The sequence below is a fragment of the Leptospiraceae bacterium genome (genome assembly GCA_024233835.1).
Classification (GTDB): domain Bacteria; phylum Spirochaetota; class Leptospiria; order Leptospirales; family Leptospiraceae; genus JACKPC01.
The window spans coordinates 241,102-261,387 of the sequence record JACKPC010000002.1; the positions used below are offsets into that span (position 1 = coordinate 241,102).

General features: G+C 35.8%; 22 protein-coding genes. 3 read left to right on the plus strand and 19 right to left on the minus strand.

Features of this window, described 5'->3' with window-relative positions; translation table 11 throughout:
* Window positions 1-12: 12 nt before the first annotated feature.
* From H7A25_10330 to H7A25_10355, 6 genes are all read right to left on the minus strand, one after another.
* A complete protein-coding gene (locus H7A25_10330; GenBank protein MCP5500289.1) occupies window positions 13-648 on the minus strand; it encodes a hypothetical protein in 636 nt (211 codons plus the stop codon).
* Window positions 649-722: 74 nt separating this feature from the next.
* On the minus strand, window positions 723-2,129 hold the full coding sequence (gene argH / locus H7A25_10335) for an argininosuccinate lyase (protein ID MCP5500290.1): 1,407 nt from the start codon (window positions 2,127-2,129) through the stop codon (window positions 723-725).
* A gap of 27 nt (window positions 2,130-2,156) precedes the next feature.
* A complete protein-coding gene (locus tag H7A25_10340) occupies window positions 2,157-2,879 on the minus strand; it encodes an RNA methyltransferase (GenBank protein MCP5500291.1) in 723 nt (240 codons plus the stop codon).
* Window positions 2,879-3,313: a hypothetical protein gene (locus tag H7A25_10345; GenBank protein ID MCP5500292.1), complete on the minus strand. Its 435-nt coding sequence runs from the start codon at window positions 3,311-3,313 to the stop codon at window positions 2,879-2,881. Before H7A25_10345 ends, H7A25_10340 begins: the two co-directional genes overlap by 1 nt.
* Before the next feature lie 12 nt (window positions 3,314-3,325).
* On the minus strand, window positions 3,326-4,147 hold the full coding sequence (locus H7A25_10350) for a hypothetical protein (protein ID MCP5500293.1): 822 nt from the start codon (window positions 4,145-4,147) through the stop codon (window positions 3,326-3,328).
* 124 nt (window positions 4,148-4,271) lie between these two features.
* Entirely contained in the window at window positions 4,272-5,543 is a 1,272-nt protein-coding gene (locus H7A25_10355) for an ATP-binding protein (protein ID MCP5500294.1), read from the minus strand.
* 115 nt (window positions 5,544-5,658) lie between these two features.
* Between H7A25_10355 and fliN the strand changes: the two genes are divergently transcribed.
* Window positions 5,659-6,201 carry a flagellar motor switch protein FliN gene (fliN, locus tag H7A25_10360; protein MCP5500295.1) on the plus strand — a complete coding sequence of 181 codons (543 nt, stop codon included), beginning with the start codon at window positions 5,659-5,661 and terminating at the stop codon, window positions 6,199-6,201.
* Here the strand turns inward: fliN and H7A25_10365 are convergent.
* Complete coding sequence (locus H7A25_10365; GenBank protein MCP5500296.1) at window positions 6,198-6,491, minus strand: hypothetical protein; 294 nt, start codon at window positions 6,489-6,491, stop codon at window positions 6,198-6,200. The genes fliN and H7A25_10365 overlap by 4 nt on opposite strands.
* A gap of 132 nt (window positions 6,492-6,623) precedes the next feature.
* On the opposite strand from H7A25_10365, the gene H7A25_10370 reads away from it, so the two are divergent.
* Together H7A25_10370 and H7A25_10375 are read left to right on the plus strand one after the other, a co-directional pair.
* Window positions 6,624-7,013 carry a hypothetical protein gene (locus H7A25_10370; GenBank protein MCP5500297.1) on the plus strand — a complete coding sequence of 130 codons (390 nt, stop codon included), beginning with the start codon at window positions 6,624-6,626 and terminating at the stop codon, window positions 7,011-7,013.
* Window positions 7,007-8,704 (plus strand): response regulator, encoded by a 1,698-nt coding sequence (locus H7A25_10375; protein ID MCP5500298.1) that lies wholly within the window; start codon window positions 7,007-7,009, stop codon window positions 8,702-8,704. Before H7A25_10370 ends, H7A25_10375 begins: the two co-directional genes overlap by 7 nt.
* On the opposite strand, the gene H7A25_10380 is transcribed toward H7A25_10375, so the two are convergent.
* Genes H7A25_10380 through H7A25_10435 form a run of 12 tightly spaced genes read right to left on the minus strand, consistent with a single transcriptional unit; the run spans window position 8,701 to window position 20,283 of the window.
* Window positions 8,701-9,696 (minus strand): hypothetical protein, encoded by a 996-nt coding sequence (locus H7A25_10380; protein MCP5500299.1) that lies wholly within the window; start codon window positions 9,694-9,696, stop codon window positions 8,701-8,703. The two genes, H7A25_10375 and H7A25_10380, sit on opposite strands and share 4 nt — an antisense overlap.
* Window positions 9,689-10,360, minus strand: coding sequence for a hydrogenase nickel incorporation protein HypB (gene hypB / locus H7A25_10385; GenBank protein MCP5500300.1), 672 nt, complete (start codon window positions 10,358-10,360; stop codon window positions 9,689-9,691). Before hypB ends, H7A25_10380 begins: the two co-directional genes overlap by 8 nt.
* Window positions 10,361-10,384: 24 nt before the next feature.
* Window positions 10,385-10,729 (minus strand): hydrogenase maturation nickel metallochaperone HypA, encoded by a 345-nt coding sequence (locus tag H7A25_10390; protein ID MCP5500301.1) that lies wholly within the window; start codon window positions 10,727-10,729, stop codon window positions 10,385-10,387.
* Window positions 10,729-11,739, minus strand: coding sequence for a hydrogenase expression/formation protein HypE (gene hypE / locus H7A25_10395; protein ID MCP5500302.1), 1,011 nt, complete (start codon window positions 11,737-11,739; stop codon window positions 10,729-10,731). Before hypE ends, H7A25_10390 begins: the two co-directional genes overlap by 1 nt.
* Window positions 11,736-12,830, minus strand: a complete 1,095-nt coding sequence (gene hypD / locus H7A25_10400) for a hydrogenase formation protein HypD (protein ID MCP5500303.1) — start codon at window positions 12,828-12,830, stop codon at window positions 11,736-11,738. The genes hypE and hypD overlap by 4 nt, the downstream gene beginning before the upstream one ends.
* A 5-nt stretch (window positions 12,831-12,835) precedes the next feature.
* A complete protein-coding gene (locus H7A25_10405; protein ID MCP5500304.1) occupies window positions 12,836-13,066 on the minus strand; it encodes a HypC/HybG/HupF family hydrogenase formation chaperone in 231 nt (76 codons plus the stop codon).
* Window positions 13,057-15,387 (minus strand): carbamoyltransferase HypF, encoded by a 2,331-nt coding sequence (gene hypF / locus H7A25_10410; protein ID MCP5500305.1) that lies wholly within the window; start codon window positions 15,385-15,387, stop codon window positions 13,057-13,059. Before hypF ends, H7A25_10405 begins: the two co-directional genes overlap by 10 nt.
* 12 nt (window positions 15,388-15,399) lie before the next feature.
* Window positions 15,400-17,154: a PAS domain S-box protein gene (locus H7A25_10415; GenBank protein MCP5500306.1), complete on the minus strand. Its 1,755-nt coding sequence runs from the start codon at window positions 17,152-17,154 to the stop codon at window positions 15,400-15,402.
* Complete coding sequence (locus H7A25_10420; protein ID MCP5500307.1) at window positions 17,120-17,608, minus strand: hydrogenase maturation protease; 489 nt, start codon at window positions 17,606-17,608, stop codon at window positions 17,120-17,122. Before H7A25_10420 ends, H7A25_10415 begins: the two co-directional genes overlap by 35 nt.
* Window positions 17,605-19,140 carry a nickel-dependent hydrogenase large subunit gene (locus tag H7A25_10425; protein ID MCP5500308.1) on the minus strand — a complete coding sequence of 512 codons (1,536 nt, stop codon included), beginning with the start codon at window positions 19,138-19,140 and terminating at the stop codon, window positions 17,605-17,607. The genes H7A25_10420 and H7A25_10425 overlap by 4 nt, the downstream gene beginning before the upstream one ends.
* Window positions 19,141-19,191: 51 nt before the next feature.
* The gene (locus H7A25_10430; GenBank protein MCP5500309.1) at window positions 19,192-20,133 is read right to left on the minus strand and encodes an NADH:ubiquinone oxidoreductase; all 942 of its coding nucleotides are present in this window, start codon (window positions 20,131-20,133) and stop codon (window positions 19,192-19,194) included.
* A gap of 6 nt (window positions 20,134-20,139) precedes the next feature.
* Window positions 20,140-20,283 (minus strand): QVPTGV class sortase B protein-sorting domain-containing protein, encoded by a 144-nt coding sequence (locus tag H7A25_10435; GenBank protein ID MCP5500310.1) that lies wholly within the window; start codon window positions 20,281-20,283, stop codon window positions 20,140-20,142.
* Window positions 20,284-20,286: the final 3 nt, after the last annotated feature.

The following is a 20,286-nucleotide window of genomic DNA, read 5'->3' on the forward strand; positions in this document are numbered from 1 at the left end:
TCATTGATAAAATTAAACGGCTTTTTTTTCCGCGTCTTCGATTATATAATTTGAAATTTTAATCAACCTCTTTAAAATTCCGGTGATTTTCTTATACTGAAAATAAACCTTATCAAGGGAATTCACGAGATGAGGTTGCATCTGCCCCTTGGATCGATTATTTAACTTAATGCTCAGATGCTCTAAACCAATATCTCCCACCTGCAAGTTTAATTCAGCCATATAACGGTTTAACTCTTTCACCATCCCTTCATCCACCTTATCGTGGTCTTCAAAAATGGATTCCACTTTTAAAATATAATCAGTTAGATATTTAGCAATTTTTTGCTCGTCTTCGGTAGGTCTGGATTTGGAAGTCAGGCGCTTAATTGTTTCGTAGCGCTCCATGGCCACCTCATAAAGACGTGTGATTTCTTTTCTTTCGGTAATCAAAAAAAGAATCATGGTGATGATTTTCATAAGAGAATCAGGAAATACCTTGGTTTTATTCATTTCTGAAAGTATAGCGTCCTTATATTGCATATCTTCCGGAATTTTAGAGATTTCTTCCAACGCGGTACTCACCGAATCCTGTTGACTTAACCTCAGGATCTCATTCATCGCAATAATATACGCTTCTTCCCGGGTCATTTCCATTTCATTACTCATAGCATCCCCTTATTACCACTATAAATTATCTATTGAATCCTGAAATTTCAATACAATTTTTTAAATCAAAAAATTTAATCAATTCCCAGCTCTCTCAAAGCTTCATCGGCTTTTTTAATCTGTTCGAGTTGGGATTGCCTGGAAGTACTTCCTGAACTCTTCTTTTTATCTGTAGAGCCCTCTAAAGAAATAGCCTGAAAATACTCCTCACCCATAAAAAATTCGGAAATAGGCTTTCTTTCCTTTTCTTCTATAGTAAATAGTGTTTTATTATTAGACACACACACAGAAACCAGTCTACCTACCAATTCATGGGCTTCTCGAAAAGGGATTCCTTTTTCATTCACTAAAAAATCTGCAAGATCGGTAGCTGTAGCAAAACCATTTTCCAGAGAAGCTCTCATATTCTCGTAACGAAACTCCATTTCATCTAACATGGCCTTCATACCTTCTATAGAGAGTTTCACCTGTTCGGCGGAATCAAAAAGAAACAGTTTATCTTCCTGTAAATCGCGATTATACGCCAGAGGCAGACCCTTCACAAGCACCATGAGTGAGTGTAAATTAGAAATTACCCTCGCTGATTTTCCACGAATTAACTCGGCTATATCCGGGTTCTTTTTTTGAGGCATGATCGAAGAACCGGTAGTTAAACTATCGGGAAGACGTAGAAAAGAAAATTCCTGAGAAGAAAAAAGTAAAATTTCTTCGCAAAACCTTGAGGCATTCGTCATAATTTTTGCAAGAGAAAAGAGAAAGTTCATCATATGATCTCGTGAAGAAACCGAATCAATAGAGTTTTCACTGACTTTTTTAAAACCCAATTCTTCTCTCATGAACTCCCTATCTGAAGGGTAATTCACACCCGCAAGAGCACCAGAACCCAAAACGAGACTATCATTCTCTTCAAGACAAAATTGCAAAGTTTTATAATCCCGTAAAAATAACCAGAAATAGGAGAAAAGGTAGTGAGAAACCCGTACAGGCTGAGCTACCTGGAGATGTGTATAACCCGGCATTACAAAATCCACATTTCTTTCAGCTTTGTTTTTAAAACTCAGTATAAGATTTTTAAGTCGATCCTGAATTTCCAGTGTCTCCTGTCTGATAAATAATCTCATATCTATGGCGACCTGATCATTCCGAGAACGACCGGTATGTAATTTTTTACCTGCATCTCCTATTAATTCAGTAAGTCTACTTTCTATATGCATGTGGATATCTTCTAAGTCTGTACGAAAAGTTAGTTCCCCTCTTTCTAATTCCCCCCGGATCTTTTCCAGACCATTTAGGACATCCATTAATTCTTTATCTGATAGTATTCCAATTCGATTTAGATTCTTTGCATGAGTCCTACTTCCTAAAATATCATAAGGATACAAACGACTATCAAAACTTATGGACTCACCAATTCTTTCCATAATAGATGCTGTCCTAGAAGCAAAACGCCCACCCCAGAGCTTTACATTTTCTTTTTCCATTTCAGACTCCTAATACATTAGTATATTCTAAATTACCTGACAATTTGCAAGAGCATATGCAAGTGCATTCTCCGTTCTGAGAATATACGGAGATAAAAAGCTTTTTTTAAAATCTATAGCTTCAAAACTTTCAATATCCTTTTCTGTAAAACCTGACTCCGGTCCAAACAAAAAACCATATTTAGTTTCCTTGCTCACCTTTTTATCTGTTAGGAAATCTCTATTCCCCTGCGGATGAAACAAGAGCTTTCGACCTTTATAATGCTCCAACTTTTTAAAGAGTTCCTTTTTATTTAAGAGCAAAGTAAATTCAGGTACACGAAAATTTCCTCCCTGTTCCATACCCAGAACCATTTCATATTCTATATTTTCTTTTTTCCAGACCGGTGAGTTTAAATAAGATTTTTCAGATTTCTCTGAAACAAAAAAAGTTAAGTCCTTCACAGCCGTGCAGGATGAAAGCTGTAAAATTTTTTTCATAGTTTGAGGTCTTTGTAGAGAGATAAAAATTGAAATATCAGGAACCCTTACTTCTGAGTTTTCCGGGTAATATGTACCTACAATACTGTTTCTTTGTTCATCGAGCTTATCAACTTGAAAACTACCTATAGAATCATTCCACAATAAGGCCTTTAATATTTTTCCTTCTTTCACTTTTAATATTGAATATAAGTGAGAATACTTTCTATCAGAGATACTATACACATCCTCCCTGATTCTTTCATGTGGTTCAAGAAGAAGAAAATTCATTATATATTGTATTCTGGAGGTTCTGTAACAGGTTTTATTTTTTTTTCTTTAACTTTTCTTCTGTTCTGCTCAAACTCTTTTCTATCAGGATTGAATTTTTCAAAAAAGCCAAACATTTTCAGTCCATGAAGAGCAATGAATAAAAATAATAGCAAAACTATAAATTGCTTTATATCAAATCTAAATTGCTGAAAGTAATCCTTGAACCCAAATTTAAAATCTTTTCTAAGATTCTGTGTTTTGTTTATATAACCTTCAGAATTCTGTTTTTGAGGAAAATCGAACCTTCCCTTATTGAAAGTTTCCGGGTTATCAGGGTCAATAATAAATTGGTAAGAACAGGTAGGGCACTTGATAATTAAGATTCCCCTATCGAGGGGGAATCTTAATTCAGTGCCGCATTCAGGACATGGTCGAATAAACTTCAAAGCCAACCATATTTGATACTAGTATTTTAAAGAGTTTTTCAAATTTTCGTTAGCTTCTTTGTATCTCTTATTTCCATTTTGCTCATTAGCATCAAAAATGTATGTAAAGAGCTTATCAAAATAATCGAGATGTTTGATATAGAAACGCTTTTTGAAAGAGTTTCTAATCGGGTTAGTTTTTGTATTTTCTACAGAAGTAAGGTTGTATCTTCCAATGCCTATAGCACTTTTAGTTTCTACAGTTCCTTTTGGGGGGTTACCATCATGTTGATAGAATATGAAAACTTTTTCATGTTTTGCGTTTTCCGGTTCCTCATCTGCAACCTCTGAAATCTTTATATCCTGTTGGATAAAATCGTTCAGATAAACCTGGCTAATCACTTTAGTCACTTTTCTGGGTTCTTCTAATCTGGGGTCTTCATTTGAAGAAGTTCCTTCATAGAATAGAACTATATATTTGTTTTTTGAACCCAAATTTTGATAACCTCTTCCCTCATCTGAGCCTACAAAGTCAAAAACTTCCAGCTTCAAACAATTGTTTGCAGGATCTTCCTGGTTTTCTGCCTTTTCACAGTTTTCACCATTTGCTTTACCTTTATAAACAAATGTTTTATAAGGTTGGTTGGTTACTTTCATACGAAAAAGCTTTGTGTGGTTTTGAAGCCTTTTGTTCATCTCAGCAATGATTTCATCCAGCTTTTCTTCTGTCTTTTCAATTGATTGTGCTTTTTGCAAATTGTTAGGTGAAACTTGTCCCGTTCCTTCATTTTTCACCGTAGCATCTTCTGCAAAGAGGCTTACACTGGAAATCATCACAAGCAAAGTAAGTAGTAATCTCATAAAATCCTTCATCCTTGGTTCCAATAGCGTTATTTTTTTGATAATATTTCACGGTCAAAAATGCTGTAAAGCATTATCTACTTTTTTAATACGGAAAAAAAAGGTAAGATCTTATGTTATTTTTTTAATTTCTTCTCTTTAAAATATTTATAGTTTCAAAATAAACGGAAAATGGAGGTGGACTTAAATCCAGCTTCTTCTCAATGATTTCAGAAGCCCATTTTCTTTCAATATGATCACAGAAATCTTTGATATTTCTACCTGACATTCCCATCAAACCGGAAGCTATCCCTTTTCTATCCTCGTGTGATAGGTGGATGGAGTAATTCTCCAAAATAGATATGATTTCCTCTTCATTTGGTAGTGGAAAGTAAATAGTTTTGTCAAATCTGGATAAGAGAGCATGATCCAGATCCTGCTTTCGATTCGTAGCTCCTATTGTAATCGTTTTCCCTTTTTGTTCAAATCCATCTAATTTTCGCAGAAGAACCGATAATATCTTCCTGGTTGCTTCTATCATTCCATCCTCCCGGGAACCTGCAAGCGAATCAATTTCATCCAAAAAGATAAGACTGGAAGGGAAAAGGGCTGCTGCATCGAAAACATAGGCTAAATTCTGGGCACTTTCACCGTAATATTTACTCATGATAGATTCAATAGGAACATAGATCAGGGGAATATCACTCAAATATGAGACGATTTTTGCCATTGTGGTCTTTCCCACTCCGGGTTCTCCTTCAAATAGAATAGCCCGTGGCCTATTTCTTCCGGGATATTTCCTGGTTAAACGAGACACTTCATCGTAAGTCTCCGGGCTTTCAAGTGGAAGAATAATAGACTCCTTTATTTCCCGTTTCACCTCTTCGTACCCTCCTATTAATTCAAAACCATACCTTTCTCCGGCTGACTTTACTTTTGAGGGTTCAAATACAGTGACTCCCAATTTTGATAGTATTTCTACCGGGTCTGCTTTGTTTTCATTTTTATCCCGATAAAAAAAGGTATAAAGTGCAAGAAGGGCATACACTTCCTGCTTTTTAAAATCACCTTTCTTGGAAACTTCAACTTTAGCCTGCCCTCTCGAACTTATAAATCGAAATCGGACGTTCTCCATGAGTCCTTTTGTCTCGAAAATATTCTCGTTTAGTGCCTGAAAGCTATAAAAACCGGGTTCAAATGTATGAATCCGTAGATTTTCGATATGTGATTTTATCAATTGTATACAGCCCAGAAGATTTTCATTATTAAGTGAGGGAATGGTAAATTGTACCCTTGTTTCTCCTTTTTCCAGAGTAACTTGTGGAATTTCATTTCCTTCATTTCTTTTGGTTTTTAACTCCCGAAACAAAAGTTCCTGAAGACTTAAATAATCGATCCCGCTTTTATCAGTTTCCAAGTGATTTTTACTTTCCTTTTAAAAAAAACTGTCGATGTTTATATAAATTAAGCACTTGACGTTTTCAAGTTTTTATTAGAGGCTTATCCTATAAAGTTTCCCGGAGTTTATTAGAATGGCAGAAGGTTCACTTTCCCAAAATGAAATCGATGAGTTACTAAATGCAGCCCAATCCGACGATTCTTCCGGAGCTGGAGATGATCCCTTTGCATCTCTTCTCGCAGGAGCAGGTGAAGGTGGTACGACTTCATCCGATCTGGCTGAGCTAGATTCTCTTTTAGGAGGGGGGGGAGGTGGCGGTGGCCCTTCTTCAGATGCAATTATGGCAGCTCTTGGCCCTACTCCGGCTCCATCCAAACCTGCAACAGGTGGAGGTGGTAGAAGCGGAGTGGGAGGAACAAATTCCAACTTAAACCTCCTTATGGATGTAACAATGTCCTTGACTGTAGAGTTAGGAAGAACACTTCGTTACATTAAAGACGTTTTACAACTTACTGAAGGGGCTATCGTAGAATTAGACAAGAATGTTGGAGAAGAGCTGGATATTCTGGTAAATGGAAAGCTCATCGGGCACGGTAAACTAATTGTTCTGGATGATTACTACGGTATACAAATTACACACATTATCGATCCTATGGAAAGGTTAAAACTCGCTTAGAGTTTTAACCTTTTTAGAACTGGCAGTACAAATAGCAGTAACAGAAAAGAAGATACCATCAAACTAAAAAGAATGAATACTGCTTTTCCGGATATCAAAAGTGATTTATCCGGATTCATGACTGTATTATGAAATACAGCACTATTCCCTTCTGAAATACTTACAGAAAGTGAATTTGTTGAGCTACTAGCTTTTTCTGAACTGATATTCAAACTTTCAAAAGCTTCTCCAGTTTTGTTGGCACCGTCTCCAAAGTATATCGTAAGCCTCTCACTCTTTTTATCCGTCATAACTCAATAATTTATTGAATTAATCCTTACTGTCAAGTAGAAAATAATAAATAAGAGTCCCTGCTTACATTCGTTTTTTTTACTTGAAACTTCTAAAATACTTAAATCATTATTATAATTAGGATAAATTAAATGTCACTGCAATCCGTAGAAACAAGAACTGCCTACATTCATATTCTAGAAAACGGAATTGTGAAAAGTATTACCAGGTCAGGTGCTGAACAAACCCTACAAGATGCTATCGAAAATATGGAAGCCACTTTTAAGCTGGTTCCGGATAGAAAGCTTCTATTACTTGTAGATTTATCAGGTCTAAAAAGCCAAACAGCCGAAGCTCGTACTTACTATTCAAGTGATGAAGAAATAAACAAAAAAGTGATTGCAGTAGCTATTTGTTCCAATACTCGAATTGGAAATCTAATCAGCAACTTTTACTTAAAAATAAATAAACCAATCATTCCGTTTCGACTTTTCTCAAACGAAACAAAAGCAATTGATTGGTTATTAAAGCAAGCATGTTAAATTCCAAATCCAGAATTAACCAGATTATCCAATCCTTAATGGATATTGTATCCATGAAAGAACCAAAGAAGCTATATGTCAGCGAGAAGGATAGTGATTTAGATGTAATAAGTGCCGGAATTAATATGATCGCCGACCACATCAAATTTTCCTACTTAAAAAAAACATACCTTGAATCTATCCTGGAAAACCTACCCGATTCTATTGCTATATTAAAAAAAGATGGGAGCCTTATCTATTCGAATCGTGCTTTTAACGATCTTTTTAACATCTCAAAAACTTCTCCAAACAAACCTAAGACTATTTACGAGCTCATTGGAAATTTGCCTGATATTACAAGCTTCACTTCAAAAGAAATTCAATTACAGTGCAAAGAATTAATTATTCCTATAGAAATCAAACTGAGTAAAATCCAGGATTCTTCACCTACTGAATTTACCTGTACCATTCATGACTTAAGCTCACACAAAAAATTATTGCAAGAACAGGTAAAATTGAATAAAGAGCTAAACTCCTTATTAGAAACAAAGGAGAATTTTGTTACAAACATGAACCATGAGCTCAAAACCCCACTTAACGCGATTATTGGTTTTGCACATCTTTTAAAAGAATCCTCTCCCCTAACAGAAAAACAGAATTTTTATATCAACAATTTTCATGCAGCCAGCGAACAGTTACTGAATATTGTAAACAATGTATTATTTATTTCTAATATTACAACGAATAGAATCATAATAGAAAAGAAGCAATTTAATTTAGAGTGCATAATCAAAGAAATTGTAAATCTTTTCTCGAGTAAAGCTCAAGAAAAAGAGTTGGAATTAAGAAATGTTTTTAAGCCATCAATTTCCTCAGAAGTTTATTCCTCACCCAATTTCATACAACAGATACTCATTAATTTACTAAACAATTCTTTGAAATTCACAAAATATGGCTACATCTCTCTTGAGACAGATATTTTAAACAAGGAAGAAACAACTTATCTTCACTTTAAAATTAGTGACACCGGAATTGGACTTGGTTCTAAGATAGATACTCTTTTCGAAACCTTTACGCAGGGAGACATGTCTATCAGAAGAGAATATGGTGGAACCGGACTCGGATTATCAATAGTAAAAGGTTTATTAGATTTATTAGGAGGAACAATTATACCCGGAAATCAGGAAGGAGGAGGAGCAATTTTTGAAGTTTTGATTCCGATAGAACCGGTAAACTCAGAAAATTCTGAATATGTTGATATAGCTAAAAACACACAAGAATCATACTCACATCTAAATATTTCTTCTCATGAAATACACAAAGTTTTGGTTGCTGAAGATAATGAGTTTAATCAGCTCGTAATTCAAAGTTTATTGGAAGAAATGGGATTTCAGGTAGAAATGGTAGATGATGGAAGAAAAGCCTTAGACAAATTTATAACTGATGACTTTTCTTTAATTATTTTAGATATTCAGATGCCGGTTTTAGATGGAATTCGTACATTGAGAGAAATGCAGTCCTATTACAAACAATGCAAGAAAAATGCCGTTCCTATTATTGCCTTTACTGCTAATAGCTCAAACGAAGATAGGGATAAGTATTTAAACATAGGCTTTGATGATTTCATTCCTAAACCTGTCAAAGTCACAGATTTAAAAGCTATATTAGGAAACTATTTTCCATCTCTAAATAATGGAAAACTTAATTCCTAAATAAAGATTCCTTTTTCGATTTCCAATTCTTTTATATAATCTGTTGGATTTTGAAACCTGTCCTGTTTTTCTATATTATTTAATTCTTCCTTCTTTTTTGCTTCCTGCAATTCTTTATTCAAAATATCAATTTCTTGCTTTAATGATTGAATCATAGAATTTGATTCCTCTAACTTTGAATTTTCCAGTGTTTCTATACGAATTCTGGATTCTAAGTCCCGGTTTAAACTTTCAATTTTTTGCTTTAACTTACCCTCTTCTTCCTCCTTATCTAATAACTCTTTCTTTAAAGAATCGATTTTATGATTAGCATGTTTTTCCTGCTCTAAGCTGTTTGCTAATTCTTTATTCAAATCATCTAACTTTTCTTTTAATATATTCTCTTCTTTTTTTTTCTCATGAAGCACTGCGGAAAGTTCTCGAAGTTTTTCTTCATTATCATCTGAAGATTTATATTTTGCTCGTTCTGCTTTTTCTTTATTCTCCGGGTTATCGTTTATTGAAAGATAACGAGTATGCAATGCTCTATCCAGAGAATCTCTTAAATAACTAATTTCCTTATCCCGTAAATGAATGGCCTCCATTAAAAATTGATGATTACTCTGTAAAGAATGCATCTGCTTATTCAGTAGTTCCACTGTCATGCTCAGGTTTTCTAGCTTTTCTTCTGATATGGTAAATGGATTTGCCCTGTAAGTTTCTTCCGGTGGTTTCAAATAATGATTACTCGCCTTTTCATGAAACAATCGATTGAGTTCGTCCAAACTCTCCCAGACATAGTGTTTCATATTTTCATAATATTCATTATGGGGAGTAAAGGAAGAAATTACCTGGTATAAATGATTCAGAACTTTTACTATTTGCTTATCTTTCTGCTTAAGTTCCTTATTATAAGAAATCATCCGTTTATGGTTATGAGCAATTTTTTTATAATTTTCGATAAGAAATTCATATTTATCTTTCTTCATGATTTCATTCTGATTATCATCCATAAATTTTTTCCCCCATTAGTTTTATGATTCTTACTGCAAGCTCTTCGATTCCTATACCCGTTTTGGCTGAAATTTCAAGAACATTTTGTCCGGGTTTAACCCTGTATATATTCTCTTTCAATAAGGATAGATTAGAACCTATTATTTCAGCTATGTCAACTTTATTTATAAGCACCAGATCGGATTTTAGAAAAATTCTCGGATATTTTAAAGGTTTATCTTCACCCTCAGTAGGACTTGTAATAACAATATTTAAATCCGAACCAATATCTGATTCACCGGGACAAACAAGATTTCCAACATTCTCTACCAGAATTAATTGTAAAGAAGAATTATTTAGTTCTTCCATGGCCGCAAGTACGGTATTTGAACCCAGATGACACAATCCCCCCGTTTGCTCAGTATTAATTTGAACAATGGGAATCTGAAGTGGTTGAAGCCTTTTCGAATCATTTAAGGTAGCCACATCTCCCTCAATCACTCCAACAGATATTCCTTTCGCAAGCAGATAAGGTATAAGTTTTTCCAGAACCAGAGTTTTTCCGGCTCCAGGCGAACTCATGAAGTTAACCATATATTGTTTGTCTCTATTAAGTATCTTTCTTACTTCATCAGCGAGCTTTTTATTTTTCTCTAAAACGTGTTGCACTACCTGTATTTCCATAACAAACTCTCCTCTTAATCGTTCTCAATTATATGTAAAACTATCCACGGTCATAGTGGTATCTATTTCTATCTCTGAGGGCATCTGACATTTTTCACATTCATAAAATAATTCAAATAATTCTTTTACTTCCCGACATTTGGGACATGTATGTCTGAGGGGTAATATTTCTATTTCTAAATTAGATTTATTCAAGGAAGGATAACGTTCCTTGATTGCATCATAATAAAATTTTAAAGAATCCGGATAAATCGAATTTAAAAAACTTGCCTTAAAATATACAGTTGTAATATCAGCGACAATATTTCCCTCTTTAGCCTGTTGATTCACAATCTCTAATATTTCTTCGGCTATTCCCATTTCATGCATCAACAAATCCTCGGTAATAAATCTTGAATTAGCATATTTAGCATACGCTTTCCACCCATACTTGTATGAAGAATAACTTTACCGGGATACGTATTCGTTATTCTTCCAATATCAGCCGCATTTTCTCCTAATGGATGCGAATGTAATAAGTCCAGAGCTTTCTTTGCATCCTCTTCACTCACAATCGCAACAAAATTTCCCTCATTCGCCATGTATAAAGGATCCATTCCGAGCATCTCGGCCAATCCTCTCACCTCAGGTTTCAGTGGTATTTTATCTTCCTCAAGCTCTATGGAAAATTTGGTTCCATATACAAACTCGTTTAATACAGTTGCTAATCCTCCACGGGTCGGATCCCGCATTAAACGGATTCCCGGAGTATTTTCAAATAATAGCTCTGTCATGCTAAGAATAGATTTACAATCACTTAAAATGTTTGCCTGTATATTCAGAGAATTTCTGGCAGTAAAAATTGCAAATCCATGCTCGGCAAGAGTTCCTGAAACAAGGACTCGATCTCCATTCCGGAAATTCTGTGGAGACAAATGTAGATTCGAATTTCGAAAACCAATACCGGAAGTATTTATATAAATTCCATCTGCTTCTCCCCTATTCACTACTTTTGTATCACCCGTTATAATTCGAACTCCATTTGCACTCGCTTCTTTTTCAATGGAATTTAGGATAAGTTGTAACTCGTCTATGGAAAATCCTTCTTCAATGATAAAAGCACAACTTAAAACCTGAGGTTTAGCCCCTACTACAGCCAAATCGTTAAGAGTTCCACAAACAGATAACTTTCCAATGTCTCCTCCGGGGAAAAATCTCGGAGAAACAACAAAGCTATCGGTAGTAAAAGCAAGAGATAAATTTGAAAATTCGAATATTCCACTATCTCCGGAAAATGCAAATTCTTTTTCTTTAGCGAAACAGGGAAGTATAATAGTATCCAATAATTCTTTTGAGGCTCTTCCTCCATTTCCATGACTGAGGTTAATCGTTTTTTTCATGATTCTACACTTTGATAGCGGTAATAACTGGCACAGGTTCCCTCATCACTTACCATACAGGCACCTTTTGGATGTTCCGGGGTACAGGCTTTAGCAAATAATCTACAGGCAGTTGGATTTTCTTTGCCTTTCAGAATATCTCCACAGATGCAGGCCGGATTTTCTCCGGCTACAGTATTAGATAATTTATATTTTTCTAATATATCGTATTGCTTCCATTCCCTTCTTAAACCCATACCGCTTTTAGGAATAAGCCCGAAACCCTTCCAGGCCACATCGACTTCCTCAAATACTTCCTTAATCAGTTCCCGGGCTTTTAAATTTCCTTCCTCCGATACAGCTCGTGAATATTTATTTTGAATAGAATAATCCTGCTTCTTTCTCTGTTCCAATAGACTCAGTATGGCATGTAAAATATCTACAGGTTCAAAACCACTTACAGAGCAAAACTTATGGTAATCCCGAGAAAGGTTCTTATAAATACCGGTTCCTGTAATTGTAGTTACATGCCCCGGTAATAAAAAAGCTTCAATACGGGACTCCGGATCAGAGGCTATAATCTTCATCGGCTCAGGCATAGTCTTATGACCGCTTAAGATAAAGAAATTTGTAAGCCTGCTTTCTCTGGCCCTTTTTAATGCAATTGCAGTCATAGGAGTCGTTGTTTCAAAACCCAGAGCCAGAAATACGATTGTCTTATCCGGGTTTTGTTTTGCAATTTCCACTGCATCCAGAGTAGAATAACAAATTCGTATGTCTCTACCCGCATTTTTCTCCTTAAGGAGGTTACTCTTTGAACCCGGCACACGTAAAACATCACCATAAGAACTTACAATCACTTCCTCTATATGAGAAAGTTCTATTCCCTTATCTATAAAATCAGAAGTAGTTACACAAACAGGACAACCCGGACCTGAAATTAACTCAATCGATTCGGGTAGTAAATCTTTAATCCCATACTTTAGAATAGCAGCCGTATGCCCTCCGCATACTTCCATAATGGTAAATTTCTCTTCTGTTTGCTGTTTATGAATCTGGTTTATCAGTGCTTTTGAATATTCCGATTTTCGAAATTCCTGTAACATATCCATAAAAATCAATACACCTGATCGATGCCTTCAGTTATGCTCTCGAAATAAGATAATGTTTTTCTCGCTTCCTCTTCATCTAATTTAGAAATTGCAAATCCCGCATGAACCAAAACATAATCTCCCAATCGAACCGAGTTTATTAAACTTAAATCAACTTCGCGACTAACGTTCCATATCTCGGCTATCCCCCGATTCCCATCAATAAAACTAATTTTCATCGGAACGGCTAAACACATACTGTCTCCTGCTCTCTTTCCAAAGCTATGATTGCCTGACCAAAAGCAATACCTGAATCATTCACCGGAATATTAGATGGATATAATACTTTGTAATTTTTTGCTTCTAAATCATCTACTAAATTGGAAAGTATAAATCGATTCATAAAAACTCCACCTCCCAAAGCAATCGTTCGAATCCCTGTTTCCACACTTAAGAATTCCACTACTTCGACAATAGCTTTTATCAGGGCTAAATGAAAATTCCGACTGATTTTTTGCACCGGTACATTTTTCTTTATGTCTTCTACTATTTTAATCAATAAAGGCTTCCAATCTATAAGTCTATTTTCTTTATTTACGGTAAAAGTATAAAAAGGCTCAGTCTCGAAGTCTAAGGCTACATTTTCGTTATCTAAATTACCATATATACAATTCTCAAAATCTATCGCCGCATGGGCATCGTATTCCGAAACAGTACAAACAGAGCATAAGGCAGATACCGCGTCAAATAAACGACCGCAGCCTGAAGTATATACAGTTCGTATAGAACTCTCTGCCAGGGAATATAACATTCGAATCCCCTCTTCTTTAATTTGCTTACTGAAAGGTAAGGATAAAATATCTTCAATTGTATAAGAACAGGCCTGTAAACAGGCAACTGCTATCCTCCAGGGTTCATGAATTGCCGCTTCTCCTCCTACGAGAGGAAGCTCCGATAAATGAAAGACATTCCTGGCTTCTTTTCTGTTTGCGATAAGAAACTCGAAACCGGCTATCTCCCCCTCGTATCCATACCCTGTTCCATCAAGAGCGATTCCGATAACCGTTTCAAAAGAACTATGCTCTCCGAGACAGGCCGCGATATGAGCATGATGATGTTGAACTCCTAATTTTTGATGATTCTTCTCAGAAGCCCATTCACTTGTATTATAGGAGGGATGCAAGTCATGAACCAGGGTATATTCAGTATTCAAAAAAGAAGATAGAAATTCAGTCTGTCTTAGATAATCTTTATATATTTGAGGATTTTGAACATTTCCGTTATACATTCCTTCAAGCAAAAATTCCTGACTCAGCACAGAAATGGAATTATTCAAATCCGCTCCCGTACAGAAATATTCCGAAGATCTTTTATTTGAAACTGAGTGAAGAGCCGGAACATAACCTCTACTTTTTCGAATAAAAAAGCTCTTTTCCCGAAATGGTAATATAACCGAATCCTCACAACTAAACATAATCTCTCTATTATGAAAAAGAACTGTATCAGAAATTGAATTTGTCAAAGCCTCATCTACTCGATAGAGAATACCTTCATTTGCAACATTTGCACTTGTGAATATTATGGGAGTATTTACTTTTTCCATAATTAATAGATGTAAAGGCGCAGAGGGAAGAATAGCACCGATATAAGGAGAGTTCCTATTCACATAAGAACTCAGTAATTTACTCTTTTTTTTTGCTTTAAGAAGTACAATAGGCGCCATAGGTGACTGAAGTAAAGCTCTATCAAAGGCAGAGATTTCTGCATATTCTTCTAACATGCAAATATCCTTAAACATTATGGCAAAAGGCTTACTATTTCTTTTCTTTTTTTCTCGCAAGTTACGAATTACTATATCTGAATTCGCAAGACAAATAAAATGAAAACCACCTATAGATTGAATCGCAATAATCTTTCCTTTCCAAATATCATTTGCAAGGCCGGTAATAATCTCTGAATAATTACGTGAATCTTTATAAAAATATTCCTTACTTTGATTGGAATAATAAGAAAGCGTCGGTCCGCATTCTTTACAGGAAATTGTTACTGCATGAAATCTTCTGTCATTTATATCGGTAAACTCTCTCTTGCAGGATTCACACAAAGGAAATTCATTCATTGAAGTATTTTCCCTCTCATAAGGTATAGATCTCATGATACTATACCTCGGCCCGCATTCGGCACAGGTAGTAAAAGGGTATTGAGAACGCCTGCTTTTTGGATCAAGTGTCTCTTTTCTACAGGCCTCACAAAAAGATAGATCCGGAGAAAGCGACAAGGTCTTAGAACCACCGGAATAATAGTCCATACTGAAATCCTTATATTCTAAAAAAGGAATTTTTTCTAACTCTATATGATATATTTTTGAGTGAACCGGAGAGTTTTCCTGTAAATCCTGCATGAAGGATTGAATCTGATTCAAATCATTTCCTTCTATTTCAATACTTACACCACTGTTATGATTATATACCCTACCTCGAAAATTGTAAGAAGAAGCTAATCTGTATAGAAAAGGTCGCATTCCGATGCCCTGCACTACTCCTTTGATAGTAACTTTGTAATTGCAGTTTGCTTCCATACAGTTTAAGGTTTATCTTAATTTTGCTATATAGTCTAAAAATTTTTGGTTCGGAAAAATTCCCTTCTCATCCAGACTATATTCGGGTTTGATGCGGTTTACAAAAAACATCTCGACATCTCCCTTACGTTTTGCGTATACCATTCCACGGGCTTCACAGTCAAAAAAATCTTTTATAATCCCGTAAGTAACTATAGAAATATTCACCTTGCCGGGAGTACCGGAAGACTCCATACGGGAGGCCATATTAACTGTGTCTCCCCAGATATCATAAGCAAATTTATTTTTCCCTACGACACCCGCCACCAAAGCTCCCGTATGAATCCCGATACGTAACTCAAAGTAAGTTTGGTTTTGCTTGATTCTTTCCTCTTTTAAGGCTTCCATGAACTCCCGTACCTGTAAGGCAGCCAAAACAACATCAAAAGGATTTGAACGATTCCGTAAAGGAATTCCACCGGCACACATATAGGCATCCCCGATAGTTTTAAGTTTTTCTATGGAATAATTCTCAATAATCTTATCAAAGGAAGTGAAACAGGTATCTAATTCCATAATAAGTTCTTCCGGGTTTAGCTTTTCAGCCACATTCGTAAAACCTTTAAAATCAGTAAATAAAACAGTTACATACTCATAACTTACAGGCTTTACATTGCCCTTGGTCTTTAATTCCTGTGCTACATCCTTAGGAAGAATATTCAATAATAAATGCTCAGATTCTTTTCGCAGGTTATCCACTTTCTCCAGGGTTTTTATTAGCTGTGTCTGCACTCTTTGTAATTCTTCAATATTCGTACATACTAATACCATTCCATCTTTCTTTCCATGCTGATTATACAGTAAGGAACCCCGTATCAGGTGTACAATAGATTCCTGTTTTTTATTCACAAGATTTGCAATCAGGTCTAACTGGGCATTATTCGAAATTATATAATAAATAATTGAAGGAACCTCTTTAGCCGCAGGAATATATTTTTCCCGTAATTCCACCAAATTAGCCTCACTAAAAAATTTATCAGGATTTTCACCCAGGATTTCTTCATTCTTAAAGCCTAAAAGAATGGTTATTTTCTTATTGACCTGTCGAACTTTTCCATCTGTTCCGATCACGATAAGAATTTCTTCCATCGTATCCATGACACGGTTAATAAATTCACTTGTTTTTTGAATAATCACATTTTGAATCTCTAATTGTCCTTTTTGCTCCTCCAATTCCTGTAACATACTTTCAATTTTATTATATCCATCTACTACCTGCATTTCCTGGGCAGCTTTTACACTTCGTAGTTCTTCGATTTCCAGTTTCAAAGATCGCATTTTTTTTTCATAGGCATCTCGTGTAGAAGGTAGATCCTCGGAAAATGCAGATTCTTCGCTTTTTGTTTCTTCTGTGGTATCTTCTGTTGATTTAGATGAAACCTGGGAAGGCATGTAAGGAGTATCATCAATGTATAGATACATTTTTTCTCCCTCCATTTCTACCCGATAAGCATTTAATTCGGTAAAAAGATTATAGCGGTTCTGATGCGCCGGACATTCAATTGTTTCTGCATCTAACAAAATACCTTCTAAAAAATTTGCTCCTTCATGAGGACATAAAGAAGGTATGGCACAGAGATTATCATTTATATTAAAAATAGCAATACTTCTACCACGAGGATAGCCCGGAAATTTGGCTTTCGCCTGCCACCGAGTTTCTTTATTAAAACGAATCGGTTTCACACCAAATAGTTCATACTTTTGCATCTGCCAGTTCCTTGATCTCATCCTGGATCCTTTGCATAACTTGATGAATAGAATTTTGTAGGTTTACGGATAGGTCTGTATGAAATGTATGTATTTTCTTTACCTCTACACCAAATAAAACAATTTCAGGCAGGGGAGATACAATATTACTCGTTTTTAAAACCATTAAAACCTCCCAGAGTCCGAGATTGTGAGAAGAAAAATCTGTTCTATTTTCTAGAATATTCGAAATCTCTTCAAAGTTCAGACGAAAGATTTCTCCTTCCTCTCCTCCGTTTTCAATTGCATCTATTAGAATTACCTTATCACAATTTTCAAAAAGTTCTAAACTTTTCAATCCGCTTAAACCGGCATCAAAAAATTGCACCCTTTCAGGCAAGTCTACCGTTTGAAGCTTTTTATACACATGGATTCCAAATCCATCGTCTCCCATGTAGTAGTTTCCATAGCAAATTATATGATAGTTTCGATTCATGTCTGGAATATATATTTCCTCGAAGTATTCAAAACATGAACCGAACAAACAAGGCAAGCATCATGAGAACGAACAATCAATCCCAATTCTACAGGATTTTCAATATTACGAACCTCCGTTCCAAGCAAGGTGGCTTCCCAGTGACCCGGCTTTTCATTAGAATCCCGAGGAGAAGAATTCCAGGTTGTAGGGGAAATAATCTGGTAACTTGAAATTTTACCATTTTGAAATTTTACCCAGTGCCCTAAAGCTCCTCTTGCCGCTTCAATGAGACCTATACCTTCACCATCAAGTATTTCAGGGTTTTGTAATATATTGGGTTCATAACGATTCTTTAATAAATCATTTAAAAACTTCTTCAATAAAGTCAAAGAAAGTACCAGCCTATGAAGACGTGCAAACTGTCTTGACCAAACATTGGAACCTTCTTTTGCATATATATCATTCATTAAAGGATCACCGGCTATTACTAATTGAGCCAGAGGCCCGACCTCCATAGGTTCATCAAGGTATCTCGGTGCCTTACACCAGGAATATTTTGGAGTATCAGCATTGTAATACGGTATGGTCTCACCTTCAAAAGGATGCTTTCCTCCGGAATATTCTTTAAACCAGGAATATTTTACATGTTCCGAAATATTTTCTTCTTTAAAAGGAATTACCTTATTTTCTTTACGGGAAAATATTCCTCTTTGCCTGTAACAATGCGCTTCAGTAAAAGGAGGTTGCCAGAGTTCCGGTTGAAAGTATGAACCATAGCTTAAGAGATCACAGTTTCCTATACCCAATTTTTGTAAACCAATTGACCTTCCGAACTTTGTAAAAAGTCCTACTGCACTTTTTCTGTGTTCATTAGATTCATCAAACCATACTCCAAGGTCTTCAAGAGTCTTTATCTGCATCCATCGTTCAAAGGAAGAACCTAATATAGAAGATTCATACCATTTTATATAGTTATCAACAATAGGAATACTTTGAGACACATGTCTTGAGATACCTGGAATGGTAACTCCTCCCGGAACCATATAGGAAGAATGGGGCCATTGTCCTCCAAATATTGCTACTATTTGAAGAATTTTCTTGGTATTTTCAATGGCTTCTTTATAAATCTTTCCTTTGAAAGGCTCAAAATTGTCCATGAGAAGAGAGTAATATTTTTCCTTCGCATACAGTTCATTACAAATATCAGGAAAGAACATTAAAAATGTATGGCGGGTATCACTCTGAATTTCTTCTGTAATTAAACAGATATTTCGAATATTCGTTCCATTTGGAGCTATCTTGGCTTTCTGAGCTACTTCAATGGCGGTTACCGCTGCATATAAATGAGCAGTTCCGCATATTCCACAGATTCGAGGAGTGATCACCAATCCATCCCAGGCTGCCCTCCCCTGCATTATCTGTTCAAAGCCTCTGTACATAGTTCCTACACATTGTGCTTTAGAAACTTTGTTTCCGTCTAATTCTACCTTTATTTCTAAGTCACCTTCAACCCGATTAAAGGATAACTTGACATTTTTTGATTCCATCATAAAACCTGAATATACTCAATTTATGCTATTCTTACAAACTTAAACACTTATCTATACATCAACTTCCCGTTCTTTTAGACGTTGAGGTGTAGCTGACTTTGCTAATCCTTTATAGGCCAAATAATTCGCTCGATTTACACCCAGGGGTAATTCAGCAGGAATATCTCCTAATTTTTTCGTTTTAAAAAGATTTTTATCTTTCGGAAAATTAGAAGCGGTACAACCGAAACAGGGAACACCGGCACGGGGCTTACTATTTTTTTCATTCCATAAAGTTAAATTACAGGTACCTAAAGTTTTAGGCCCTTCACAACCCTGGTTAAAAAAAAGGCAACCTCTTCCACCAAAGTTCTCATCTTCTATATCAAACTCATGATACTCGTTCCTTGAACATCCCTGGTGTATCAACGAATTATAGAATAACTTGGGTCGATTTAGATGATCCAATTCAATTTTCTGACCTGTTAAATGATAAAGCATGGTTTGAACGATAGTATTGGGATGCACGGGACAACCTGCCAGATTGATAACCGGATAACCACTTTTTGAACGCCAATCCAATTCAAACAGACCATCCGGCTCATCTTTAAACCATTGCAAGCCAACAGCATCAGTGGGATTTGGGGGAGCGGCGGGTATTCCACCAAAAGAAGAACAGGTACCCACAGCCAAAACCAGATTAGCTTTCTCGCAAAGCTCCCGAACCACCTCCATTTTGGGTCTTCCCAGGAAGGTATCGAACATACCGGTTTCTTCCGGTCCGGTCAAAATGCTTCCTTCTACACAAAAAATATCGAGAGGTATTTTTTCATTTTTTATATCTTCAATCAATTGCTCAAATTCTTTCTCGGAAATGGGCGATAAGGAAGGGTGCCAGAGTAGTTGAATCGAATAAAGATCAAAAAACTGATTCAAGTTGGGATCATTTGCATTTAAAAAAGACATAGTGTCTCCACTACAGGCACCTGATTGAATCCAAAAAATAGTAGGCATGGTCTTTTATACCTTTTTTTTCTTAAAAAAGTAAAGAAAAGCTCCAATTCCAAGAAGAGAAAGCATAACGAAAGGCATGAGAGATAGAATTTCCCTACCTAAATGCATATGCGGCTCAATCGAACCATGGGCTAAAAATAAATTTTCCATGTT

Excerpts from the sequence above, each read along its gene's own strand:
- H7A25_10330 (MCP5500289.1), bottom strand. The coding sequence starts at position 648 with ATGAGTAATGAAATGGAAATGACCCGGGAAGAAGCGTATATTATTGCG.
- H7A25_10370 (MCP5500297.1), top strand. The coding sequence starts at position 6,624 with ATGTCACTGCAATCCGTAGAAACAAGAACTGCCTACATTCATATTCTA.
- H7A25_10420 (MCP5500307.1), bottom strand. The coding sequence starts at position 17,608 with ATGAATCGAAACTATCATATAATTTGCTATGGAAACTACTACATGGGA.
- H7A25_10415 (MCP5500306.1), bottom strand. The coding sequence starts at position 17,154 with ATGAGATCAAGGAACTGGCAGATGCAAAAGTATGAACTATTTGGTGTG.
- H7A25_10430 (MCP5500309.1), bottom strand. The coding sequence starts at position 20,133 with ATGCCTACTATTTTTTGGATTCAATCAGGTGCCTGTAGTGGAGACACT.
- H7A25_10405 (MCP5500304.1), bottom strand. The coding sequence starts at position 13,066 with ATGTGTTTAGCCGTTCCGATGAAAATTAGTTTTATTGATGGGAATCGG.
- hypE (MCP5500302.1), bottom strand. The coding sequence starts at position 11,739 with ATGAAAAAAACGATTAACCTCAGTCATGGAAATGGAGGAAGAGCCTCA.
- fliN (MCP5500295.1), top strand. The coding sequence starts at position 5,659 with ATGGCAGAAGGTTCACTTTCCCAAAATGAAATCGATGAGTTACTAAAT.
- H7A25_10365 (MCP5500296.1), bottom strand. The coding sequence starts at position 6,491 with ATGACGGATAAAAAGAGTGAGAGGCTTACGATATACTTTGGAGACGGT.
- H7A25_10340 (MCP5500291.1), bottom strand. The coding sequence starts at position 2,879 with ATGAATTTTCTTCTTCTTGAACCACATGAAAGAATCAGGGAGGATGTG.
- hypF (MCP5500305.1), bottom strand. The coding sequence starts at position 15,387 with ATGGAAGCAAACTGCAATTACAAAGTTACTATCAAAGGAGTAGTGCAG.
- hypD (MCP5500303.1), bottom strand. The coding sequence starts at position 12,830 with ATGGATATGTTACAGGAATTTCGAAAATCGGAATATTCAAAAGCACTG.
- hypB (MCP5500300.1), bottom strand. The coding sequence starts at position 10,360 with ATGGAAATACAGGTAGTGCAACACGTTTTAGAGAAAAATAAAAAGCTC.
- argH (MCP5500290.1), bottom strand. The coding sequence starts at position 2,129 with ATGGAAAAAGAAAATGTAAAGCTCTGGGGTGGGCGTTTTGCTTCTAGG.
- H7A25_10350 (MCP5500293.1), bottom strand. The coding sequence starts at position 4,147 with ATGAGATTACTACTTACTTTGCTTGTGATGATTTCCAGTGTAAGCCTC.
- H7A25_10390 (MCP5500301.1), bottom strand. The coding sequence starts at position 10,729 with ATGCATGAAATGGGAATAGCCGAAGAAATATTAGAGATTGTGAATCAA.
- H7A25_10375 (MCP5500298.1), top strand. The coding sequence starts at position 7,007 with ATGTTAAATTCCAAATCCAGAATTAACCAGATTATCCAATCCTTAATG.
- H7A25_10435 (MCP5500310.1), bottom strand. The coding sequence starts at position 20,283 with ATGGAAAATTTATTTTTAGCCCATGGTTCGATTGAGCCGCATATGCAT.
- H7A25_10380 (MCP5500299.1), bottom strand. The coding sequence starts at position 9,696 with ATGGATGATAATCAGAATGAAATCATGAAGAAAGATAAATATGAATTT.
- H7A25_10425 (MCP5500308.1), bottom strand. The coding sequence starts at position 19,140 with ATGATGGAATCAAAAAATGTCAAGTTATCCTTTAATCGGGTTGAAGGT.